Here is a 19,920-nt window from a genome sequence, read left to right on the forward strand (position 1 = left end):
TCCTTTTTTGCCTGTGAGAATGAAGCGACAACAATGCTGGCGAGCATGTGTTGCGGAACGAAGCGATGAACGGCGGGTTTGCAGGGATGATAAGGAAGGCCGCCCCTTCTATGCCCGCACATGCCATTATCCATTCCGACGATAGCCAGCCGGGCATCACCCGCCGGGCATTGAAGCGAGGTTGGGCTTATTTCGGCGTTGACGGGACGCGCATCACCGACAGGGAGGAGATCGACCGGCTGAACGCCATCGCCATGCCGCCTGCCTATACGAACTGCTGGTTCTGCCTCTCCCCCTATGGCCATATCCAGGCGACGGGGCAGGATGCCCGGGGCCGCAAGCAATATCGCTATCACCCCGATTTCCGGGCCGAGCGGGAAGCGGAGAAATATGCCGGATGCCTCGCCTTCGGCCTTGCTCTGCCGCGCCTGCGCGCCCGGCTGGACACCGATTTGTCCTGCCGCGGGATGCGGAAGGAAAGGACCATCGCCGCCGTGGTGCGCCTGCTCGACCTTGCCAAGTTGCGCGTGGGGAATGAACATTACGCCACCACCAACAAGAGCTTCGGGGCGACCACCTTGCGCCGCCGCCATGTGGACATGGCGGGGCATTCGCTGATGCTGCGCTATCGCGCTAAGTCTGGGCTGCTACGCGAAATGACGGTGACAGACCGGCGGCTGTCGCGCTTCTTGCGGAAGCTGCATGACCTGCCGGGCCAACATCTGTTCCAATATCTGGACGAAGCGGGGGAAGCGCGGCCGATCACCTCCGGCGACGTCAACGCCTATATCGCCGAAACGATGGGCGATGCGTTCACCGCCAAGCATTTCCGCACTTGGGGCGCTTCCACCATCGCCTTCGCAGCGCTGTGCGAAGGGCCGGTCTCGCTCAAGCAGATGATCGCGCCAGTCGCCGAAGCGCTGGGCAATACCCCTGCCATCAGCCGGAAAAGCTATATCCATCCCGCGCTTATCGACTTGTGCAGGAACGGCCAGGACAAATGGCGTGAAGGGCTTCGCTTGCCGCGCCGGACGCGCTATCTGTCGCGACATGAGCGCGGGTTGATCGCGCTGCTGGAAATGCTGGCGGATAAGGAGCCGCTGCCTGCGGCGGCCTGACCTCCTTTACGGCATGAGCGAAGGACAAGCATGGCGGACCAGAAGGATGTGACGATAACCGGGTTGGACGGAAAGCCGCTGAACCTGCGTAACGACTGGGATCTGATGACGGGATGGGTTTCCGATCACGCCGTCCAGATCATGATCGCGGCGGGCGCGGCCATTGTCATCTATCTGCTGCTGACGGCGATGCGATCCTTCGGCACCCGGATAAAAGGCAAGCCCGGCGATCATCTGGGGGTATCCAATGTGCTGGGCCGGACCTTTGCCCGCACAACGCAGTTCTTCATGGTGATGGTCTCCGCCCGGCTGGTGGCCGGCTATGCCGATCCGCCGCCCGCATTTTACAAGACCGTGACCTTTCTTTTCACTATCGCCGCCGTATTCCAGGTGGCGATCTGGCTGCGCGAAGTCATCCTGGGCCTGATCGAGCGAAAAGCCACAGAGGACGGTCAGGCCGACACGCTCAGCAACGCGATGGCCCTGATCCGGGTGCTGGTGACGGTGGCCCTGTTCGCCATCGCAACGGTGGTCGTGCTCGACAATCTGGGCGTCAACGTCACTGGCCTGGTCGCGGGCCTCGGCATTGGCGGCATCGCCATCGGTCTGGCCGCGCAGGGCATTTTTTCCGACCTGTTCGCCGCGCTTTCCATCATCTTCGACAAGCCGTTCCGCCGGGGCGAGATCATCACCTATGACCAGACGACCGCAAGGGTGGAGCGCATCGGCCTTAAAAGCACGAGATTGCGAGCGGTGTCGGGCGAGCGAAAGGTCATTTCCAACGCGAACCTGCTGCAAAAGGAAATCACCAGCCTCCAAACCCTGACGCAGCGGCGGGTCCAGTTCCTGATCGGCCTCATTTACCAGACGCCGGAAGACAAGGCCGAAGCCGTTCCCGCCATGCTGAAGGACATCGTGGAGAAGGAAGGGCATATATTCGTCAATGCGGGGCTGGTCAGCTTTGGCGCGAGTTCCCTGGATTTCGAGCTGAATTTCGATGTGCCCGACCCGGACAGGCACGATTATTTCCAGTCGCGGCACAAGGTCGGCCTCGCCATCTGGAAGCGTTTCAATGCCGAGGGGATCGAGTTCGCCTATCCCACGCAGACCAGCTTCACCGCCGCGCCGGATGGAAGAGCGGTGATGCCCTATCCTGATGTTCAGCCGGTGATCCGTGTTGACGGCCACTCCTGATCCAGGATTCGGCCTGCCGTGAACGGGACTCGCCTCATCCCCAAGGCGTTGCGCGGCAGCGGCGGTCGCCCCTACTGCTCCCCGAAAGCATGACAAGCGGGAAGCCGGATATGAACTTCACGAAAATCCTGACCGGCGCAGCGGCGCTGGTCATCGCCGCCATCGCGCCCGCCGCCCATGCCGAAGGGCTGGGCGCGGAAGTGAATTACGGGCGCGCGGACGGTCATTGGGGTGCGGAAATCGGCGCGGGCTATGCCATGGGTTTTGGCGGTTTCAGCCTGACGCCGGGCGCTGGCGTCTATTTCCGCAATGGCGACGAGCGGCTCTATGGCCGGATCGAGGCGGCCTATACGCTGCCCGCTTCCGCCACCATCGGGATCGGCGCGCGTTTCAGCAGCGACAATACCCGTCCCTATGCAACATTTGCCATGCCGCTGATCCCCAAGCTGCGGGTGAAGGGCAATGTCGGTCCCAAATATTATGCGGTCGGTCTGACGCTGGGTTACTGACCAAGACCCCACAGCGTTCCGGGGCGCAGCAGGCCGTCCTGAACGCAAAGGCCACCATCCCGATCGCTTGCCAGCAGCAAGGCGCCGTCCAGATCAATCCAGTCCGCCCCCTGCGCCACCAGCGCGGCGGGCGCGATGCCCAGCGACGTTCCCAGCATACAGCCCACCATGATCCGGAAACCCCGCGCCCGGGCTTCCCCTGCAAGCGCCAGCGCCTCGGTCAATCCACCCGCCTTATCGAGCTTGATGTTGACCGCATCGAAATCGCCGAGCCGGTCGAGATCGGCCCTCGTATGACAACTCTCGTCGGCGCATAGCGGCAGGGACGCGCGGACGCCGGACAAGCGGCCTTCCTGTCCATGCAGCACTGGCTGCTCGACCATTTCGACACCCAGCTCAGCCAAGGCCTGCGCCTCGACCGCTATATCCAGCGCGTGCCAGCTTTCATTGGCGTCCACGATCAGGCGAGCAGTCGGCGCCCCCATCCGCACGGCGGCAATGCGAGCACGGTCGTCCTCGCCCGTCAGCTTGCATTTGAGCAGGGAGAACCCCCTTGCCACGGCGGCGCGGGCATCGGCCTCCATCCGCTCTGGATCATGCAGGCTGATCGTAAAGGCCGTGGGGAACGGCGCGGGTTCCGACAGTCCCGCCAGCTTCCACACAGGCGTCCCCGCCCGTTTCGCCTCCAGATCCCAAAGCGCGCAATCCAGCGCATTGCGGGCAGCACCCCGCGGCATGGTTTCCAGCAACGCGAGCCGGTCGAGTGGCCCGTCATAGGCGTTGATGGCGGCGGCGCAGCCTTCCGCGCTCTCGCCCTCATAATAAATCGCAGTCCCCTCCCCGCGCCCGACCAGCCCATCTCCCTCCACCACGCAGACTATGACATCCACCACCGTCTTTGCACCCCGGCTGATGATGAAGGCTCCCGCCACCGGCCAACGTTCGACGGTTGCGGAAAGGATGCGGGTCATGCGGTGTTCCTGCGATGCGAGATGAACGGACGCGCGAATGGTGTCCTTACCACGTTCATAATGGCCCCTCCGCTCTTGTCCAATCACGCTTGATCTGTCGGTTTCATCATGCCTGCAATCCCTGCCTCCGCAGAAATGACGGAAGCCCCAAAAATGAATGGGCGGGCAGCGCTTTTCCTTGCCGCCGATTCTTTCAAATCGCTGACAGCCCGGTTCAGCACCGCGACATCGCCTTGCCCGCATAAGGGTGGCACGAGGGGCGCTATGCCCCGTGCAAGGAAAGCAACGACGATGCTGAGGAAAGTCATGCTGGCGGGCCTGATGGCCGCGACGACGCTGGGCGGGATCGCACCCGCCTACGCCCAGAACTGGGGCGAACGGATGCGCGGCCGCATGGAGCAGCCATCCGGTCACGCGCAGGGCCAGGCCCGGCCCGGCGGCGATGCGGGGCGAAGCGCGGGACGCGTGCGCGCTGACAGGCCCGCGACACCGCGCGCGGAACGGCCCGCGCAGAACTGGCAGCAGCGCGCACGGCAGGATCGTCCGGCGCCCGATGTGAGGCCATCACCGCAACCACGCGCCGAATCGCGCTGGAACGGGAATGACCGCAATCGCGGTGAGGTTCGGCAGGGTGCGCGCCCCGGCTGGCAGGGGGGAACCGCGCGGAACGACCGGGACCGGCGCGACAATGATCGCGGCGCCGCTTCCAATGTGCCGCAGCGGCAGGAATGGCGCGACCGCCAGAACGATGGCCGCAGCGCCGCCGACGACCGCCGCTGGGATGATAATCGCCGCAACGGCAACGACCGGCGCTGGAACGACAACCGCCGCAACGGCCGGGACGACCGCAACTGGAATCGCGGTTCCGCCAACAACCGCTTCGATGATCGGACGCGTTGGAGCAACCAGCGGCGCTGGGACAATGGCTGGCGCAACGACAGGCGCTATGATTGGCACAACTATCGCGCCCGTTATGGCGATCGCTATCGGGCAGGCCGCTATTATGCGCCACGCGGATGGGACTATGGCTATCGGCGCTTTTCCATCGGGATTTTCCTGGGCGCCCCGCTCTATGCCAATAATTACTGGCTGGACGATCCCTGGTCCTACCGCCTGCCGCCCGCTTACGGCACGCTGCGCTGGGTCCGTTACTATGACGACGCGCTGCTGGTCGATGTCCGCGACGGCTATGTGGTCGACGTGATCCACAATTTCTTCTGGTAAGCGCCGGATGATGCGAACTTCCTGAACTGGCCTTCAGGAACCACTTGGCCCGAAGCCGCGCGCTTCGGGCCATTTTCATTTGCGCCGGGCGCGGCCCCGGTGGCAGGAGGGCGCGATGAGCGAGATTATCGACGATGGCGGCGTCGCATCCGCTGCCCGCGCCCACATCGGCGACACCATTCGGGCGCGGCTGGACCGCAATCCCATGGTGCACCGGATCGACACTCCGCATCTGGAAATCTATGGGCGGCAAGACTTCCTGAGCGCGCAGGAATGTGCGGGCTTGCGCGAACTGATCGATGCGGGCGCGCAGCCATCCACGCTTTTTTCGGGCAGCGCCAATGCCGAGTATCGCACCAGCCACAGCTGCCATCTCAGCCCATGGAGTCCGCTGGTCGAAACGATCACGCAGCGCATCTGCGCTCTCACCGGCATCGCGCCCGAAACAGGAGAGACGCTGCAGGGACAGCGCTATACGCCTGGGCAGGAATATAAGGTCCATTGCGACTTCTTCCCGGTCACTGCCAGCTATTGGCCGCGCATGCTCAAAAGCGGCGGGCAGCGGTGCTGGACAGCAATGATCTACCTGTCCGGGGTGGAGGAAGGCGGAGAAACGCATTTCCCGAAATGCGAATTTATGGTGCCACCAGTCGAAGGCATGGTCCTGGTCTGGAACAATCTGGATCTCGACGGCGCGCCCAACGAATATAGCCTGCATGCGGCGCGGCCAGTCGTGCGCGGCACTAAATATGTCGTCACAAAATGGTTTCGCGAGCGCAAATGGGCGCCCTGAAATCTCTGCGGGCCGTTACATCTTGCGACATAAATAACTGATTCCTGACTATTTCATTCCCGCTCGGTTCAGACGGCGGAGCGCATATGCGGGGCACCGGCAAAGGAACCGGCGACCAGCCCGCAGGGTTGATCCCCCCACCTTTCCGAATCGGACGATGGAGACAGATTATGCGTAAGTTGATCATATTGGGCCTGATCGCAGCGACCGCCGCACCGGGAATCGCTACGGCCCAGTCGGCCTCCGAATTGCGCCACGATCGGCGCGAAATCCGGCAGGACCAGCGCGACCTGCGTCAGGCCCAGCGCCATGGCGACCGTCATGACGTGCGCGATGCGCGCCGCGACGTGCGCGATTCCCGGCAGGAATATCGCGAGGACTGGCGCGACTATCGCCGGACGCACCGCGATGTTTATCGGGGCGGCAACTGGCGTGCGCCCTTCCGCTATTCGCGTTGGAACGTCGGCGCGCAGATGAGGCCGGCCTATTACAGCTCGCGCTATTATATCGCCGATCCCTATCGCTATCGGCTCCCCCGTCCGGGCGCCAATTTGCGCTGGGTGCGGCATTATAATGACGTGTTGCTGGTGAATGTCCGCACTGGTCGCGTTGTACAGGTCCATCGCGGCTTTTTCTGGTAAGCGCGGCCCCCGAAAAGGGCTGACGCAAGAACGGCTCCGGGTTCCCTTTCCCCGGAGCCGTTTGTTTTTTGCCCGACAACAAAGCCACCGCCCTTGGCCGCGCCGCCCATTTCCAGGCGAGCGCGGCCGATGGCGCGTAAACGCCATCAGTCCGAAAGGGGGTGGACCGAGCGCGAAACGATCCGCAGCGCGAAAAGTTCCCTCGCTCGCCTCAGGCGGAGAGCGCCTGGGCGATCAGTTTCCGGCTGTTGTCGATGCCATAAAGCGCGATGAAACTGCCCATGCGCGGTCCCTGATCCGCACCCAGCAGCGTCTGATAGAGCGCCTTGAACCAGTTGCGTAGCTCCGCGAAGCCGAACGCCTCATCCTTGCCGATGGCATAGACGATATTCTGTATGTCCTCCGCCGAGGCGTCAGCAGGGAGCGCGGCCAATTCCTCATCCAGTTTTCGCAGTGCCGCCGCTTCATGGGTTTCGGGCGCGCGCTTTTTGAGCGTGGGGGCCACGAAATCGCGATGGTAAGCGAGCGCATGGCCGATCAGGCGGTCGAGATCGGGATAGGTTTCCGGGCTGGCGTCCGCGACATAGTTGCGGAGATAGCTCCATACCTGATCGCGGGTCGCATCGCCCATCACCCCGACAAGGTTGAGCAGCAGACCGAACGTCACTGGCAGCGATCCTTGCGGAAGCTTGCCGTCATGGACGTGGTGGACCGGATTGCCCAGTTGCTGTTCGACCGGCTGGCTGGGGTAATTGCCCCGGAACTGCCAATATTCATCCACCGCGCGAGGAATGACGCCCATGTGGAGCTGCTTCGCCTTCTTCGGTTCGCGATAGGCGTAGAAGGCAAGGCTTTCCTCCGGCCCATAGGTCAGCCATTGTTCGAGGCTGAGGCCGTTGCCCTTGGATTTGGAGATCTTCTCTCCCTTTTCGTCCAGGAACATTTCGTAATTGAAGCCTTCGGGCGGACGGCCGCCGAGCGCACGGCAGATCTTTGAGCTTTGCGTGACCGAATCGATCAGATCCTTGCCCGCCATCTCATAATCGACGCCCAGCGCAACCCAGCGCATCGCCCAGTCGACCTTCCATTGCAGCTTCGCGCCGCCGGACAGGATCGACTGCTCGATGACCTCGCCTTCATCCTCGAATCGGATGAGGCCCGCATCGGCATCCACCACCTCGACCGGCACCTGAAGGACGATGCCGCTTTTCGGACTGATGGGGAGGACAGGCGAATAGGTCGCTTGCCGTTCCTTGCGAAGCGTCGGCAGCATGATGTCCATGATCGCCTGATAGCGGCGCAGCACCAGCTTCAACGTTTCGTCGAACGCGCCTGACTGATAGCGTTCGGTCGCGGAGACGAACTCGTAGTCGAAGCTGAAGCGGTCGAGAAACTCGCGCAGCATTGCGTTGTTGTGATGCGCGAAGCTTTCATATTTGCCGAAAGGATCAGGCACCTGCGTCAGCGGCTTGCCCAGATGTTCCGCCAGCATCGCCTGGTTGGGCACATTGTCCGGCACCTTGCGCAGGCCGTCCATGTCGTCGCTGAACGCGATCAGGCGCGTGGGATTGTCCGACAGCGCATGATAGGCGTTGCGGACCATGGTTGTCCGCAGCACTTCGTTGAAGGTGCCGATATGCGGCAGGCCCGACGGACCATAGCCGGTTTCGAACAGGATATGGCCTTTTTCAGGTGCGCCCTGCTGATAGCGCTTGAGCAGCTTGCGGGCTTCCTCATAGGGCCAGGCCTTGGATGCGCTCGCGGCGGCGCGGAGAATATCGGAAACGGTCATGAGCCAAGCCAGTAGCGGCGAACAGGCCGAAAGAAAACGCCCTTTCGGGGTAAATCTGTATCAAGCATCCGAGCGGTTTTCAGACTTCATTAACCTCATAAGTTCATATGAGCATTAAGGAGGAGCCATGCAGATTCAGCGCGCCCGTGTCCGCATCGCAGTCGAAATTCCGATTGTCATCACCACTGTGCTTGACAGTCTGGAGGGAACGATCGTCGATCTGAGCGAAGGTGGCGCACAGGTAGTTGGGTGTTCCCTGCCCGCGAAAACGCAGTGCCAGCTCGATCTGGATGGCCATGTCGTGTTCGGCACGGTCCGTTGGTCCGAAGAGGACCGAATGGGAATCCGATTCCCCTATGAATTGACCGAAGGGCCATTGCTGGAGCGGCTACATATGGCGCGGGCCGCACGGCGAGCACCGATGGCGGCCTATCAACCCGCCTATGAACGTCTGCCCACGACGCCTTATGCCCCGCTGATACAAAGCGGCTTTGGACGGCGCATCCGCTAACGTCGGTCCGTGTCACGAACCAACTAGACGCTTGCCCGTTTACGCTGGATTAACCCTGTTGTCCTATGCCGGTGACAGGCTTCCGCGCCAAGAAACCGCGCATTGAAGGACTGTCTGTGGCGTTCGACCTTTCCCTATCCAATCACGATAAGGAAGAGCCTCGTTCGCCCATTCTCCACGCTTGCCCGCCGTTGCTGGTCATGTCGGTGTTTTCTATCATCCCGGCAATCGGCGTGGGCACGGGTCTGTTTTCCATGGATATCGCTGCACTCGGCCCAATTTTCCTGGCGATTTCGGTGATAGTGGCATGTGGACTTCGCCTGAGCTGCCTAAAGATGCCGATGATAGGCCACTTAGTCTGGGCCAGCGGCACCTTTTATCTGATCGCCCTGATCGTGCCGCTGGCCTGTGCAGTATTGGCCCGGACAGCCCTGCCTTATGCGGATGAAGCATTGAGCCAAGCGGATCAGATGCTGGGCTTTGACTGGATGGCAATGATTCACTTGTATCAGGCGCATCCCATCGCGTCCGAATTCCTTGCAAGAGTGTATATGACGCTGAACTGGCAACCTCAACTTCTGCTTCTGCTGCTCTGCATTTTCCGATCCACGCCTATGGTTTATCGTTTCCTGACGGCATGGGCCCTCTGCCTGCTCATGACCGTCGCACTCTTTCCCTTTTTTCCTGCCGTGGCCGCGTTCGATTTTTATCGAATCAATGTTGCGGACATGCCTGGCCCCATCATGGAATATGACTGGAAACTGCGGGAAATCATGGACGGATTAAGGAACGGAACGGACGCCGTTTTGGGTCTTGATCATCTGAAGGGCATCATAACCATGCCTAGCTTCCATGCGGCTTCAGCCGTATTGCTGACATGGGGTTACTGGTCGCTGACATGGATGCGCTGGCCTTTTCTTTTATTGAACGTCATCATGATCATCTCTGCGCTACCCATAGGCGGTCATTATCTGATCGACATTTTCGCGGGCATGGCGTTGGCTGCTTTGTCGATCCAGGGCGCCAATCACATCCATCGCCGGATCGACAATTTCGAGGGTGTTCGACTCATCGCAAGATCATCTCTGCAAGCAGCCTGAAACGCCGCGCGGACTCCCGATCACCGCTTTTCGGGTTTCCCTTTTGTTCCGGCTCGCCTAAGCCGGACGGGTGATCGACCCGTCCGCCCTGCCCGCACTCCATGCCAGCCATGGCGGCATCTGGCATCGGGAGGAGGATCACACCCAGGGCATCGCCAAGGGGCAGGCGATCAGCCGCGCGGCGGAGACCCCGACCCTGATCCTGAATGCGCCGCTCACCGGACAGAGGCTGGGCTATCCCGATCTGAATGGCCTCGACCTGCTGGAGTTGTGGGCATTCGTCTATCCCGCGCATTTCCTGGTGCCCACGCCCAAGGGGCTGGCCGAGGCGCTGGACCTGCCCGCCATCGCCAGCGAAGCGGATATTCCCGCGCTGTTGCAGATGGCGACGGCGCGGCTGCTCGACCGGATCGGATCGCCTGCATGGAAGGAACGCGAGGGCGCGTGGACGGCGGCGCAGGCGCTGCACCGGCTGCGCTGGCCATGGGCGCCGCTGGTGGCGCGCCGGATCGCACAGCCGAAGGAAGCGGAACGCTGGCTCTTTTCCAAATTGCCCGAATGGGAGGAGACACCGCCGCGCCCCGCGGCCCGCGTGATCGCGCTGGAGGAGGATCAGGTACTCGGCCGGCTGGCGCACCTGACCGGCATGGATGCGGAGCCGCGCCCCGGCCAGCAGGCCTATGCCGCCGCTGCCATCTCCGCCTTCCGCCCGCGCGCGCATCGCGATCAGCCCAACATGCTGCTGGCTGAGGCCGGGACCGGGATCGGCAAGACGCTGGGCTACCTCGCGCCCGCCTCGCTCTGGGCGGCGCAGGCACAGGGGACGGTGTGGGTGTCGACCTATACCAAGGCGTTGCAACGGCAACTGGACAGGGAAAGCCCGCGCCTCTTCCCCGATCCCGCGATGGCGGCCAAGCGCGTCGTGGTGCGGAAGGGGCGGGAGAATTATCTCTGCCTGCTGAACCTTGAGGATGCGCTGCAAGGCGGCTTTTCGGGGCGCGCGGCGATATTGGCGCAACTGGTGGCGCGCTGGGCGGCCTTCACCAAGGATGGCGACATGATCGGCGGCGACCTGCCCGGATGGCTGCCGATCTTGTTCCGGCGCAACGGCTCCACGGCGCTGACCGACCGGCGGGGCGAGTGCATCTATGCGGGCTGTCCACATTACCGGAAATGCTTCATCGAGCGGTCAGTGCGGGCTTCGGCGGAGGCGGACATCGTCATCGCCAATCATGCGCTGGTGATGATCAACGCCGCGCGCGGGCGGGAAACGGGGCAGCAGCCGCAGCGCATCGTCTTCGACGAAGGCCATCATCTGTTCGACGCGGCCGATTCGACCTTCTCGGTCGCGCTGTCGGGGCAGGAGGCGATCGAACTGCGCCGCTGGATCATGGGGCCGGAAAGCGGTTCGCGCGGGCGACGGCGGGGGCTGGCGGCGCGGCTTTCGGACCTTGCGAGCTATGACGAGGCGGGCGGCGAGGCGATCCGCATGGCGGCGGACGCGGCGCGCGCGCTCCCCGCCGACGAGTGGCTCAAGCGGATCGTCGCGGGCGAGCCTTTCGGGCCGGTCGAGGCGCTGCTCTCGGCGGTGCGCGGGACGGTCTACACCCGCGCGGGCGACAATGGCGAGGCGGATGCCGGATACGGGCTGGAGACGGAACTGGCCGAACCCGACGGCGCGCTGGTGGAGGCCGCGCAGGAAGCGGCGCGGGCGCTGGACGCGCTGCTGCGGCCCCTCACCCAGCTCGCCAAGCGGCTGGAAGCGGTGATCGAGGATGCGCCCGACTGGCTGGATGGCGCGGCGCGGGCGCGGGTCGAAGGGGCCATCGCTTCGCTGGGCTGGCGGTGCGATCTGGTTTCGGCCTGGCTGGCGCTGCTGGCGCGGATCGGGGGACCGGCGGACGGGGACTTCGTGGACTGGCTGGCGGTCGACCGGATCGAGGGACGCGAGTTCGACATCGGCATCCATCGCCACTGGCTCGATCCGACGCGGCCGCTGGCGGAGACGGTGCTGAAGCCCGCGCAGGGCGTGGTCGTCACGTCCGCGACGCTGAAGGGCGGCGGCGATTGGGACAATGCGGAGCGGCGCTGCGGCGCGGCCCATCTGCCGCGCGGGGCGGATCGGTTCGAAGCGTCCAGCCCCTTCGACTATGCGGCGCGGTCCGAGGTGCTGATCGTCACCGACATAAAGCGGGGCGACATCGCCGGGCTGTCGGGGGCCTATGCGCGCCTGATCGAGGCAGCGGGCGGGGGGACGCTGGGGCTGTTCACTGCGATCCGGCGGCTTCGGGCGGTCCATGCGCGGATTGCGGATCGACTGGCGCGGGCAGGGCTGCCGCTTTACGCGCAGCATGTCGATCCGATGGATACCGGCACGCTGGTCGATATCTTCCGCGACGATCCGCGCGCGTCGCTGCTGGGAACCGACGCCCTGCGCGACGGGGTGGACGTGCCGGGCCATTCGCTGCGGCTGGTGGTGATGGAGGGGGTGCCCTGGTCCAAGCCCACGGTGCTGCACGCCGCGCGCAAGCTGGCGGAGGGCGGGAGCGCCTATGACGACCGGCTGATCCGGGCGCGGCTGGCGCAGGCATTCGGGCGGCTCATCCGGCGCGCGGGGGACAAGGGCAGCTTCGTCATCCTGTCCGCCGCTATGCCGAGCCGGTTGCTGTCCGCCTTTCCGCCCGGCACGCCGATCCGCCGCCTGACGCTGGACGAAGCGATCATCGCCGTCAGCGTCGGCGGGCAATATAGCGATGGCCTTGGCGGCGGCATGAGGCTAGGGGATCAGGGAATCATCCATGATCCGCCCGCCCCGGAGAGAGAATGAAGCGCCTGACCCTGCTGCGCCATGCCAAGTCCGACTGGGACGATCCGGTCGCCCGCGACTTTGACCGGCCGCTCAATCGCCGGGGAGAAAAAGCGGCGCTGTTGATGGGGCAATTCGCGCAGACGAAGAAGATGCGCTTCGACCGGCTCGTGGCGTCCCCCGCCGTGCGGGTCGTACAGACGCTGGAAACCTTCTTTGCGGGTTATGGCGAAGCGCTGGACGCGCATTGGGACCGGCGCATCTATCTGGCGTCGGCGGCGACCCTGCTGGACGTGGTGCGCGATCTGCCCGAAGAGACGGGGAGCGCGCTGATGGCAGGGCATAATCCGGGTTTTGAAGAACTGATCCTGGAACTGGTGCCGGACGATGGCGCCAGCCCGATACGAGAGGATGTGGAAGTGAAATTCCCCACCGCCAGCCTTGCCGTCATGGACCTGGCCATCGACCGCTGGGCCGATGCGGCAGAAAATAGCGCGACGCTGGTGAGCTTCATCCGGCCCCGCGATCTGGACCCCGCCTTGGGACCGGGCACGCGCTGAGGCTTACTCGATGACACCGATCCTTTGGCGCAGAGCCGAAATGCGCGATGCGCCTGCTCTGTCGATATTGGGCTGCGCGACATTTCTGGCAAGCTTTGCCCATGATCATCCGGGCAAGGCGCTGATCGACCACATCCTTGGCGCTCATGATGAAGCCTTTTATCGCGCCGTGCTGGGCGATCTCGACCAGACGGCGCTGATCGGCGAAACGCCGCTAGGCGCACCGGTGGGTTATGCGCTGCTGACGCCGCCAGACCTTCCAGTTCCGGTAGTCAAAGGACTGGACGCAGAATTGAAGCGCTTTTACCTGCTGAGCGGCTGGCAAGGGCGGGGCAATGGCGACGCGCTGATGGAGCTGGTAGTGGCCGAAGCGCGGGCGCGAAAGGCGCAGCGCCTGCTGCTGGCCGTCTATTTCGCGAATGAAAAAGCGCGCCGTTTCTATGGGCGGCATGGCTTTGCGGAAATCGGCGAAACCGTCTTCATGGTCGGGGACGTGCCGTTCCGCGACCTGATCTATGCTCGTTCGCTGTAAATAGACCCTTACTCGCCCAGCGCCTGCGCCAATGTGGTGCGGATCGACTCCAGACGCCTGAGCAGATCAGTTCCGGGCTGGCTCGGCTGCGACTTTGGCGAAGATGCGCCATTGCCGTCGGCCAGCGCCTTTTGCGCGCCGCGCACGGTGAAGCCTTCGACATTGAGAAGCTGGTTGATCCGGCGAACCAGCGCGACATCGGCCGGGCGGTAATAGCGTCGGTTACCCGCCCGTTGCAGCGGACGAAGCTGTGGGAAGCGCGTTTCCCAATAGCGCAGTATATGTTGCGGAAGATCCAGCTCACCCGCCAACTCACTGATGGTCAGAAACGCACCCTCTGCCTTTTCCATGAAGCAGATGTTGCACCCATAGTTGAGCCAAGGTCAACCATGGTAAATGCATGATATGTGCTAAAAAAGACGCAAACCGGCGTTCAGCCGCCGGCCACGCGGTCCCGCATGGCCTGACTGGCGCGGAAGGTCAGCACGCGACGCGGTTCGATCGGCACTTCCACACCCGTTTTCGGGTTGCGGCCCATACGCTGATTCTTGTCGCGCAGGACGAAGGTGCCGAAGCTGGAGATTTTCACATTTTCTCCCCTCTCCAGCGCGTCAGCCATATGTTCGAGGATGGATTCCACCAGCGCCGCCGCTTCGGCGCGCGAAAGGCCAATGTGACGATTGACGCTTTCTGCAAGGTCGGCCCGCGTCAAGGTTCCATTGCCCGTCATATGACTTCCCCGTTTAGTACCCCTTTGATGAAGGTGCCCCAGAAGCGCAATTTTTGCAAGGTGGCATAAGGACAAGAAAGCGTTTCAAAACTAGACTTTACAAGGAGGAGAAAGAGCTAGACGCGCAAGGCGCAAGCGCCCCAGGTGAAGCCGCCGCCCATGGCTTCCAGCACGAGCAAGTCACCTGTCTTGATCCGGCCGTCGCGCACCGCCAGATCGAGCGCCAGCGGCACCGACGCGGCGGAAGTATTGGCATGCTGATCCACCGTCATGACGACCTTTTCGGGCGGCAGCTTCAGCTTGCGCGCTGTCGCGTCGAGGATGCGGGCGTTGGCCTGATGCGGGATCAGCCAGTCGATATCGGCGGGGGTGAGGTCCGCCAGCGCGAGCACTTCGGTCAGGACGGAAGCGAGATTGACGACCGCGTGGCGAAAGACTTCCTGCCCCCTCATCCGCAACTTGCCAACGGTCTGCGTGGTAGAAGGCCCGCCGTCTACATAGAGCAGCTGGTTATGGCGGCCATCGGCATGGAGTTTCGATGCGAGGATGCCGCGGGTGCCCTCCGTGCTTTCCTCCGCGCCAAGCACGATCGCGCCCGCGCCATCGCCGAACAGAACGCAGGTGCCTCGGTCTTCCCAGTCGAGAATGCGGCTGAAGGTTTCGGACCCGATCACCAGCGCGCGCCGGGCCGCGCCCGAGCGGATCATGCTGTCGGCGACTGTCACCGCATAGAGGAAACCGGAACAGACAGCCGCCACATCGAAGGCGACGCAATCGTCGATGCCGAGCGCCGCCTGCACCAGCGTGGCGCTGGCCGGGAAAGTCTGATCGGGCGTGGCGGTCGCCAGGATGATGAGATCGATGTCCTGTGGAGTCAGCTTCGCGGCATCCAGCGCGGCGCGGGCCGCATCGGTCGCCAGCGACGCGGTAGTTTCTCCTTCGCCCGCGATATAGCGCGCGCGGATGCCGGTGCGCTCCACAATCCATTCATCGCTGGTGTCAACCGTCTGCGCCAGTTCCGCATTGGTGACCTTGCGCGCCGGCAGAGCCGAACCCGTGCCCAGAAGTATCGAACGGCGGATCACTTTGCGGACAGCTCCTGCTTGGAGGGTGCGGACAAGGCTTCGATCCCCGCCATGTCGGCGGCGATGCGCCGGGTGATGTCTTCCTCCAGCAGGCGCGCGGCGACGTGGACGGCGTTGGCCACGCCCTTGTCGGTGGCGCCCCCATGGCTTTTTATGACCACGCCGTTGAGGCCCAGAAAAACCGCACCATTGTGATTATTGGGATCGAGATGATGTTTGAGCAGATCCATCGCAGGCTTGGAGATCAGGAAGCCGATCTTGGAGCGCAGCGAACTGGTGAACGCCTTGCGTAGCAGGTCGGTGACGAAACGGGCGGTGCCCTCCGCGGTCTTGAGCGCGACATTGCCCGAAAAGCCGTCGCACACGATCACGTCGACATCGCCCCGGCCAATCTTGTCGCCCTCGGTAAAGCCTTCGAAGGACAGTGGCAGCGCATCGGCGGCGCGCAGGATCGCGGCGGCGTCGCGGATTTCGTCGGTGCCCTTGAGTTCCTCGGTGCCGATGTTCATCAGGCGCACGCGCGGGCGGTCGAGGTCGCAGGCGATGCGGGCATAGGCCGCACCCATCACCGCGAACTGGACGAGGTTGCGCGCATCGCATTCCGTGTTCGCGCCAAGGTCCAGCATGACGACATCGTTATCGCCCAGCGTTGGCAGCATCGCAGCTAGCGCGGGCCGGTCAATGCCCGGCATGGTGCGAAGCGCAACCTTCGCCATCGCCATCAACGCACCGGTATTGCCCGCCGACACGGCTGCCCCGGCATCGCCCGATTTCACGGCAGCGATTGCCATGCTCATCGAACTGCCCTTCTTGCGAACGGCGGCACTGGGCTTGTCGCTGCCATCGACCACCGAATCGCTATGGACGACTTCGGAAGCCGCGCGCAGATTGGGGTGGTTGTCGAGCGCCGCCTTGATCTGCGTTTCGTCACCGAACAGGATGAAACGCAGGCCGTCATGACGGCGACGGGCCAAAGCCACGCCCGCCATCATAACGCGAACGCCTTCATCCCCGCCCATCGCGTCGATTGCGATTCGCGGATGGTTCGGCACGTCAGATCACCTTTGCGGCGGAAAGAATGTCGTCAGGCTCCGACGGCAACGACTTCACGACCATTATAATGGCCGCAAGCATCGCAAAGATTATGCGGACGCTTCAATTCGCCACAGTTCGAGCATTCCTGGAACGCTTCGACGCGCAGCGAATCGTGGCTGCGGCGCATACCGCGGCGGGAGGGAGACGTTTTCCTCTTTGGGACAGCCATGTCGGCACCTTATTCCGTAAATAAAAATCTGGTTGTGCGACTGGCCGTAATCCGATGGATGCGGACGCCACAGGCGCCGCAGACCCATGCGGCCCGGGTGATCGCGAAGCCCTGCGCCTATACCGCTTTTTAGCCGGGGCGCAAGTCCTTCCTTGCCCCTGCCCGCTCCTGTCTTATGCTGCGGCATCCCGTCACGTCCCTGGGGGAGAGGACATCATGCTACTGCCGATCACGCTGACGCTGGCTGCCGCCTGCGCGCTCATTAACCTGTGGCTGGCGAGCCGCTGCGTGCGAATCCGGATGGCCGACAAGGCCATACACGGCGATGGCGGCAACGCCCTGCTGGCGCGGCGGATGCGCGCCCATGCCAATTTCATCGAATATACGCCGATCGTCCTGATCCTGTTTGCGCTCATTGAGATGGCGCTGGGCGCATCGCTGTGGCTGTGGATCGGCGCGCTTGCTTATGCCATCGCGCGAATCGCCCATGGGCTGGGCATGGATGCGGAAAGCGGCGGCGGCCTGCGCGCCATGGGGGCGCTTGCCACATGGATCATCATGATCGCGCTGGCTGGCGCCGCGCTCTATGCCGCTTATTACGGTACGCGGGAAATCCCCGCGCCGCCCGCACTGGCCGCCGTCGTCTAGGCCAGCACTGCATCGGCAACGAACGGGTTACTCCGTCGTTCATGCGCGAAATTGCTCATGGGGCCATGGCCGGGAACGAAGGCCGTGTCCCCGCCAAGCGGCCAGAGCTTGCCGGTGATGGCGTCGATCAAATCCTGATGATTGCCCATGGGGAAGTCGGTACGGCCGATAGACCCTTGAAACAGCACGTCGCCGACGATGGCGAGCTTGCTGGGGGCGTGGTGGAATATGACATGGCCGGGCGTGTGGCCGGGGCAATGCAGCACATCCAGCACCAGATTACCCACCGTCACCTGATCTCCATCGTGGAGCCAGCGGTCCGGTTCGAAAATTTGGCCTTTTATGCCGTAACGGCTGCCATCCTCGGCAAGCCGGTCGATCCAGAACCGATCCGCTTCATGCGGCCCTTCGATCGGCACGCCCAGTTCTTCCGCCAATATGCCCGTCTGCCCGCAATGATCGATATGCCCATGGGTGACGAGCAGCTTTTCGACGGTCACGCCCTGTTGTTCGGCGGCCGCCTTGAGCCGGTCGAGATCACCGCCCGGATCGACGAAGGCGCCCTTATTGGTGGCCGTGCACCAGAGCAGGGTGCAATTCTGCTGCAAGGGCGTGACAGGGATAATAGTGGCTTTGAGCGGAGGCATGGTCATGCTCCCCGATGTGGCGAAGAGGCGGGTCGGGCGCAAGGCCCTGCCCCAGAACTATCGTCCTATCATCGTTCCTGCTCCGCTTCCTCCATGTCGAACCTCTCGGCCAGGCTGATGCCGTCAAGCACCTTGGCCGTTTCGTCACGCAGACGCAGCATCACCCGATGCAGGCGACACTCCGATTCGGGCAGGCAATTATTGCAGGTTTCGTGCGCGAAACGGCTGGCGCAGGGCGTGAGCGCGAGCGACCCACGCGTCAGCCGCACAATGTCGCCATAGCTGATGTCGACTGGCGCAAGGGCCAGCCAATAACCGCCATCCCGCCCACGCTGCGTTTCCACCAGCCCTTCGCGCGCCAGTTCGGACAGGATCACCGTCAGGAACTTGGAGGGAATATTCTGCTGCGACGAAATTTCGGTAAGCGGAACCGGGCCCTGACGGTAGCGATCGGCCAGATGCTGAAGTGCGCGGATGGCATAGCGGGTCTTCTGCGAAAGCATGGGTCCGTTATTCGCTCATGTCCGCGATTTGACAAGGTCGGGGCGCAGAAATCCGGGCATCGCCCTGCACGGCGATGATGGCGCGCGCGGTTCCGTGGGAAGCCGCGCGCCGCGCTTCACGCCGCCGCACCCTCCAGCGCGGTTTCATAGGTCGATGCCTTGAAGCCGACGATGGTGCGCCCACCCACGTCCAGGATCGGGCGCTTTATCATCGACGGGTTCGCCATCATCAGCAGCACCGCCTTGTCCGCGTCGATATGCGCGCGATCCCCTTCCGGCAAAGCGCGGAACGTCGTGCCCGAACGGTTGAGGATGGTTTCCCAGCCATGCTCGTCCACCCATCCGCGCAACGCCGCTTCGTCGACGCCCGACACCTTATAGTCGTGGAAGCTGTATGGAAGGCGGCTGTTGTCGAGGAAATTGCGCGCCTTCTTGATCGTGTCGCAATTCTTGATGCCATACATGGTGATCATGGCGGATTATCCTTTGAAAGCGGTGACGTCGATTTCGATCTTCATCAACGGCTCGATGAGGCCGGTGACGGTGCAGGTGGCAGCGGGGCGGATGTCCCCGAAAACCGCGCGCAGGGGCGCTGCGATTTCGTCCCAATATGCAGGGTCGGTGATGTAATAATTGACGCGCACGACATCGCCGAAGGAAAAGCCGTCCTCCGCCAGCGCGGCGCCTATGACCTTGAGCGCATTGGCGGCCTGATCGGCAACGCGTTCCGGCATGGCTCGGGTGTCGGGGTCATAGCCGGTAGTGCCTGACACAAAGCACCAGTCGCCCTGAACCAGAGCGCGCGAATAGCCGACATGCGCCTCAAACGGCGAACCGGAAGATATCAGCCTGCGGGACATGAGGATTCCTTCGATGCTGCGCGGAAAGGGATCGCGCGGCTCTTGCCCCGTTGGCGACCCGCTGTCCAGCGCTTTCGGGAACAGTGGGCGGCGCGATCCGTTGGAACGGCAGGATCGAGAACCAAAAGGATCAAGCGATGAGCCAGCTTCCCCCTGAAGAACCGGAAGAGAATAGCGAACAGGCCGAAGCAGGAACGCAGGCGCAGGATGTGGCGGAATCTGCGCGAACCAATTCCACCGACCTGGCCGAGGACAGCGAACATGGCGGCCGGTCCAATCCCGCACTGATCATGCCCGAGGATGCGCCCGACCTGGTCGACCGGATGACGGACATGGTGCGGTCTGGCCGGATCGACACCGACGCCTTTGCGGGAGAGCCGCAAATGGATGACGAGGAAGACGAACTGGGACCAACCGAAGACGAGGATTGAC

Annotated in this window: 24 protein-coding genes; 13 read left to right on the forward strand and 11 right to left on the reverse strand. The window is 63.2% G+C overall.

From position 1 onward, the window contains the following. Positions 1 to 110 precede the first annotated feature (110 nt). The 3 genes from ATN00_RS00350 to ATN00_RS00360 all read left to right on the forward strand — a co-directional run bounded on the left by ATN00_RS00350 (position 111) and on the right by ATN00_RS00360 (position 2,821). The gene (locus ATN00_RS00350; RefSeq protein WP_062060770.1) at positions 111 to 1,118 is read left to right on the forward strand and encodes a DNA topoisomerase IB; all 1,008 of its coding nucleotides are present in this window, start codon (positions 111 to 113) and stop codon (positions 1,116 to 1,118) included. A gap of 30 nt (positions 1,119 to 1,148) precedes the next feature. Next, positions 1,149 to 2,312 (forward strand): mechanosensitive ion channel family protein, encoded by a 1,164-nt coding sequence (locus ATN00_RS00355; protein WP_062060773.1) that lies wholly within the window; start codon positions 1,149 to 1,151, stop codon positions 2,310 to 2,312. Between the two features lie 110 nt (positions 2,313 to 2,422). Beyond that, positions 2,423 to 2,821 (forward strand): hypothetical protein, encoded by a 399-nt coding sequence (locus ATN00_RS00360; protein WP_062060776.1) that lies wholly within the window; start codon positions 2,423 to 2,425, stop codon positions 2,819 to 2,821. On the opposite strand, the gene dgcA is transcribed toward ATN00_RS00360, so the two are convergent. Beyond that, complete coding sequence (gene dgcA, locus ATN00_RS00365; RefSeq protein WP_062060779.1) at positions 2,815 to 3,792, reverse strand: N-acetyl-D-Glu racemase DgcA; 978 nt, start codon at positions 3,790 to 3,792, stop codon at positions 2,815 to 2,817. The genes ATN00_RS00360 and dgcA overlap by 7 nt on opposite strands. A gap of 291 nt (positions 3,793 to 4,083) precedes the next feature. Here dgcA and ATN00_RS00370 point away from each other — a divergent pair, with 291 nt between their 5' ends. From ATN00_RS00370 to ATN00_RS00380, 3 genes are all read left to right on the forward strand, one after another. After that, positions 4,084 to 5,016, forward strand: coding sequence for an RcnB family protein (locus ATN00_RS00370; RefSeq protein ID WP_062060783.1), 933 nt, complete (start codon positions 4,084 to 4,086; stop codon positions 5,014 to 5,016). Positions 5,017 to 5,131: 115 nt separating this feature from the next. Beyond that, positions 5,132 to 5,809: a prolyl hydroxylase family protein gene (locus ATN00_RS00375; protein WP_062060787.1), complete on the forward strand. Its 678-nt coding sequence runs from the start codon at positions 5,132 to 5,134 to the stop codon at positions 5,807 to 5,809. Positions 5,810 to 5,979: 170 nt separating this feature from the next. After that, positions 5,980 to 6,450, forward strand: a complete 471-nt coding sequence (locus ATN00_RS00380; protein WP_062060791.1) for an RcnB family protein — start codon at positions 5,980 to 5,982, stop codon at positions 6,448 to 6,450. Positions 6,451 to 6,661: 211 nt separating this feature from the next. Here ATN00_RS00380 and ATN00_RS00385 read toward each other — a convergent pair whose 3' ends face one another. Next, positions 6,662 to 8,242: a lysine--tRNA ligase gene (locus ATN00_RS00385; protein ID WP_062060794.1), complete on the reverse strand. Its 1,581-nt coding sequence runs from the start codon at positions 8,240 to 8,242 to the stop codon at positions 6,662 to 6,664. Positions 8,243 to 8,369: 127 nt separating this feature from the next. Between ATN00_RS00385 and ATN00_RS00390 the strand changes: the two genes are divergently transcribed. The 5 genes from ATN00_RS00390 (at position 8,370) to ATN00_RS00410 (ending at position 13,751) form a co-directional block, all read left to right on the forward strand. Further along, a complete protein-coding gene (locus ATN00_RS00390) occupies positions 8,370 to 8,753 on the forward strand; it encodes a PilZ domain-containing protein (protein WP_062060798.1) in 384 nt (127 codons plus the stop codon). Positions 8,754 to 8,869: 116 nt separating this feature from the next. Further along, complete coding sequence (locus ATN00_RS00395; protein WP_197413635.1) at positions 8,870 to 9,853, forward strand: phosphatase PAP2 family protein; 984 nt, start codon at positions 8,870 to 8,872, stop codon at positions 9,851 to 9,853. Between the two features lie 70 nt (positions 9,854 to 9,923). Next, entirely contained in the window at positions 9,924 to 12,680 is a 2,757-nt protein-coding gene (locus tag ATN00_RS00400; protein WP_062060805.1) for an ATP-dependent DNA helicase, read from the forward strand. Beyond that, positions 12,677 to 13,219 carry a SixA phosphatase family protein gene (locus tag ATN00_RS00405; RefSeq protein WP_062060808.1) on the forward strand — a complete coding sequence of 181 codons (543 nt, stop codon included), beginning with the start codon at positions 12,677 to 12,679 and terminating at the stop codon, positions 13,217 to 13,219. Before ATN00_RS00400 ends, ATN00_RS00405 begins: the two co-directional genes overlap by 4 nt. A gap of 10 nt (positions 13,220 to 13,229) precedes the next feature. After that, entirely contained in the window at positions 13,230 to 13,751 is a 522-nt protein-coding gene (locus ATN00_RS00410; RefSeq protein WP_062060811.1) for a GNAT family N-acetyltransferase, read from the forward strand. Between the two features lie 8 nt (positions 13,752 to 13,759). Here ATN00_RS00410 and ATN00_RS00415 read toward each other — a convergent pair whose 3' ends face one another. The 5 genes from ATN00_RS00415 to rpmF form a co-directional block, all read right to left on the reverse strand. Continuing rightward, positions 13,760 to 14,101 carry a MerR family transcriptional regulator gene (locus tag ATN00_RS00415; protein ID WP_062060814.1) on the reverse strand — a complete coding sequence of 114 codons (342 nt, stop codon included), beginning with the start codon at positions 14,099 to 14,101 and terminating at the stop codon, positions 13,760 to 13,762. 83 nt (positions 14,102 to 14,184) lie between these two features. Continuing rightward, on the reverse strand, positions 14,185 to 14,481 hold the full coding sequence (ihfA, locus tag ATN00_RS00420) for an integration host factor subunit alpha (RefSeq protein WP_062060817.1): 297 nt from the start codon (positions 14,479 to 14,481) through the stop codon (positions 14,185 to 14,187). Between the two features lie 116 nt (positions 14,482 to 14,597). Then, positions 14,598 to 15,566: a beta-ketoacyl-ACP synthase III gene (locus tag ATN00_RS00425; RefSeq protein WP_062060821.1), complete on the reverse strand. Its 969-nt coding sequence runs from the start codon at positions 15,564 to 15,566 to the stop codon at positions 14,598 to 14,600. Beyond that, positions 15,563 to 16,585 (reverse strand): phosphate acyltransferase PlsX, encoded by a 1,023-nt coding sequence (plsX, locus tag ATN00_RS00430; RefSeq protein WP_062068217.1) that lies wholly within the window; start codon positions 16,583 to 16,585, stop codon positions 15,563 to 15,565. The genes ATN00_RS00425 and plsX overlap by 4 nt, the downstream gene beginning before the upstream one ends. A gap of 65 nt (positions 16,586 to 16,650) precedes the next feature. After that, entirely contained in the window at positions 16,651 to 16,830 is a 180-nt protein-coding gene (gene rpmF / locus ATN00_RS00435) for a 50S ribosomal protein L32 (protein WP_031291030.1), read from the reverse strand. Positions 16,831 to 17,046: 216 nt separating this feature from the next. On the opposite strand from rpmF, the gene ATN00_RS00440 reads away from it, so the two are divergent. After that, positions 17,047 to 17,478: an MAPEG family protein gene (locus tag ATN00_RS00440; protein ID WP_062060824.1), complete on the forward strand. Its 432-nt coding sequence runs from the start codon at positions 17,047 to 17,049 to the stop codon at positions 17,476 to 17,478. On the opposite strand, the gene ATN00_RS00445 is transcribed toward ATN00_RS00440, so the two are convergent. The 4 genes from ATN00_RS00445 to ATN00_RS00460 all read right to left on the reverse strand — a co-directional run bounded on the left by ATN00_RS00445 (position 17,475) and on the right by ATN00_RS00460 (position 19,488). Further along, positions 17,475 to 18,131: an MBL fold metallo-hydrolase gene (locus tag ATN00_RS00445; protein WP_062068219.1), complete on the reverse strand. Its 657-nt coding sequence runs from the start codon at positions 18,129 to 18,131 to the stop codon at positions 17,475 to 17,477. The genes ATN00_RS00440 and ATN00_RS00445 overlap by 4 nt on opposite strands. 62 nt (positions 18,132 to 18,193) lie before the next feature. After that, the gene (locus tag ATN00_RS00450) at positions 18,194 to 18,628 is read right to left on the reverse strand and encodes an RrF2 family transcriptional regulator (protein ID WP_062060827.1); all 435 of its coding nucleotides are present in this window, start codon (positions 18,626 to 18,628) and stop codon (positions 18,194 to 18,196) included. A gap of 116 nt (positions 18,629 to 18,744) precedes the next feature. Further along, on the reverse strand, positions 18,745 to 19,101 hold the full coding sequence (locus ATN00_RS00455; protein ID WP_062060830.1) for an ArsC family reductase: 357 nt from the start codon (positions 19,099 to 19,101) through the stop codon (positions 18,745 to 18,747). A 6-nt stretch (positions 19,102 to 19,107) separates the two neighbouring features. Next, entirely contained in the window at positions 19,108 to 19,488 is a 381-nt protein-coding gene (locus tag ATN00_RS00460; RefSeq protein ID WP_062060833.1) for a RidA family protein, read from the reverse strand. Between the two features lie 137 nt (positions 19,489 to 19,625). Here ATN00_RS00460 and ATN00_RS00465 point away from each other — a divergent pair, with 137 nt between their 5' ends. Next, entirely contained in the window at positions 19,626 to 19,919 is a 294-nt protein-coding gene (locus tag ATN00_RS00465) for a hypothetical protein (protein WP_062060836.1), read from the forward strand. Position 19,920: the final 1 nt, after the last annotated feature.

The sequence above is a fragment of the Sphingobium baderi genome (assembly GCF_001456115.1).
Lineage (GTDB): Bacteria > Pseudomonadota > Alphaproteobacteria > Sphingomonadales > Sphingomonadaceae > Sphingobium > Sphingobium baderi_A.

What these genes read in the sequence shown, in the direction of transcription:
- ATN00_RS00350 (WP_062060770.1), top strand. Translation starts at nt 111, where the DNA reads ATGCCCGCACATGCCATTATCCATTCCGACGATAGCCAGCCGGGCATC.
- ATN00_RS00355 (WP_062060773.1), top strand. Translation starts at nt 1,149, where the DNA reads ATGGCGGACCAGAAGGATGTGACGATAACCGGGTTGGACGGAAAGCCG.
- ATN00_RS00360 (WP_062060776.1), top strand. Translation starts at nt 2,423, where the DNA reads ATGAACTTCACGAAAATCCTGACCGGCGCAGCGGCGCTGGTCATCGCC.
- dgcA (WP_062060779.1), bottom strand. Translation starts at nt 3,792, where the DNA reads ATGACCCGCATCCTTTCCGCAACCGTCGAACGTTGGCCGGTGGCGGGA.
- ATN00_RS00370 (WP_062060783.1), top strand. Translation starts at nt 4,084, where the DNA reads ATGCTGAGGAAAGTCATGCTGGCGGGCCTGATGGCCGCGACGACGCTG.
- ATN00_RS00375 (WP_062060787.1), top strand. Translation starts at nt 5,132, where the DNA reads ATGAGCGAGATTATCGACGATGGCGGCGTCGCATCCGCTGCCCGCGCC.
- ATN00_RS00380 (WP_062060791.1), top strand. Translation starts at nt 5,980, where the DNA reads ATGCGTAAGTTGATCATATTGGGCCTGATCGCAGCGACCGCCGCACCG.
- ATN00_RS00385 (WP_062060794.1), bottom strand. Translation starts at nt 8,242, where the DNA reads ATGACCGTTTCCGATATTCTCCGCGCCGCCGCGAGCGCATCCAAGGCC.
- ATN00_RS00390 (WP_062060798.1), top strand. Translation starts at nt 8,370, where the DNA reads ATGCAGATTCAGCGCGCCCGTGTCCGCATCGCAGTCGAAATTCCGATT.
- ATN00_RS00405 (WP_062060808.1), top strand. Translation starts at nt 12,677, where the DNA reads ATGAAGCGCCTGACCCTGCTGCGCCATGCCAAGTCCGACTGGGACGAT.
- ATN00_RS00410 (WP_062060811.1), top strand. Translation starts at nt 13,230, where the DNA reads ATGACACCGATCCTTTGGCGCAGAGCCGAAATGCGCGATGCGCCTGCT.
- ATN00_RS00415 (WP_062060814.1), bottom strand. Translation starts at nt 14,101, where the DNA reads ATGGAAAAGGCAGAGGGTGCGTTTCTGACCATCAGTGAGTTGGCGGGT.
- ihfA (WP_062060817.1), bottom strand. Translation starts at nt 14,481, where the DNA reads ATGACGGGCAATGGAACCTTGACGCGGGCCGACCTTGCAGAAAGCGTC.
- plsX (WP_062068217.1), bottom strand. Translation starts at nt 16,585, where the DNA reads ATGGGCGGGGATGAAGGCGTTCGCGTTATGATGGCGGGCGTGGCTTTG.
- rpmF (WP_031291030.1), bottom strand. Translation starts at nt 16,830, where the DNA reads ATGGCTGTCCCAAAGAGGAAAACGTCTCCCTCCCGCCGCGGTATGCGC.
- ATN00_RS00440 (WP_062060824.1), top strand. Translation starts at nt 17,047, where the DNA reads ATGCTACTGCCGATCACGCTGACGCTGGCTGCCGCCTGCGCGCTCATT.
- ATN00_RS00445 (WP_062068219.1), bottom strand. Translation starts at nt 18,131, where the DNA reads ATGACCATGCCTCCGCTCAAAGCCACTATTATCCCTGTCACGCCCTTG.
- ATN00_RS00450 (WP_062060827.1), bottom strand. Translation starts at nt 18,628, where the DNA reads ATGCTTTCGCAGAAGACCCGCTATGCCATCCGCGCACTTCAGCATCTG.
- ATN00_RS00455 (WP_062060830.1), bottom strand. Translation starts at nt 19,101, where the DNA reads ATGATCACCATGTATGGCATCAAGAATTGCGACACGATCAAGAAGGCG.
- ATN00_RS00460 (WP_062060833.1), bottom strand. Translation starts at nt 19,488, where the DNA reads ATGTCCCGCAGGCTGATATCTTCCGGTTCGCCGTTTGAGGCGCATGTC.
- ATN00_RS00465 (WP_062060836.1), top strand. Translation starts at nt 19,626, where the DNA reads ATGAGCCAGCTTCCCCCTGAAGAACCGGAAGAGAATAGCGAACAGGCC.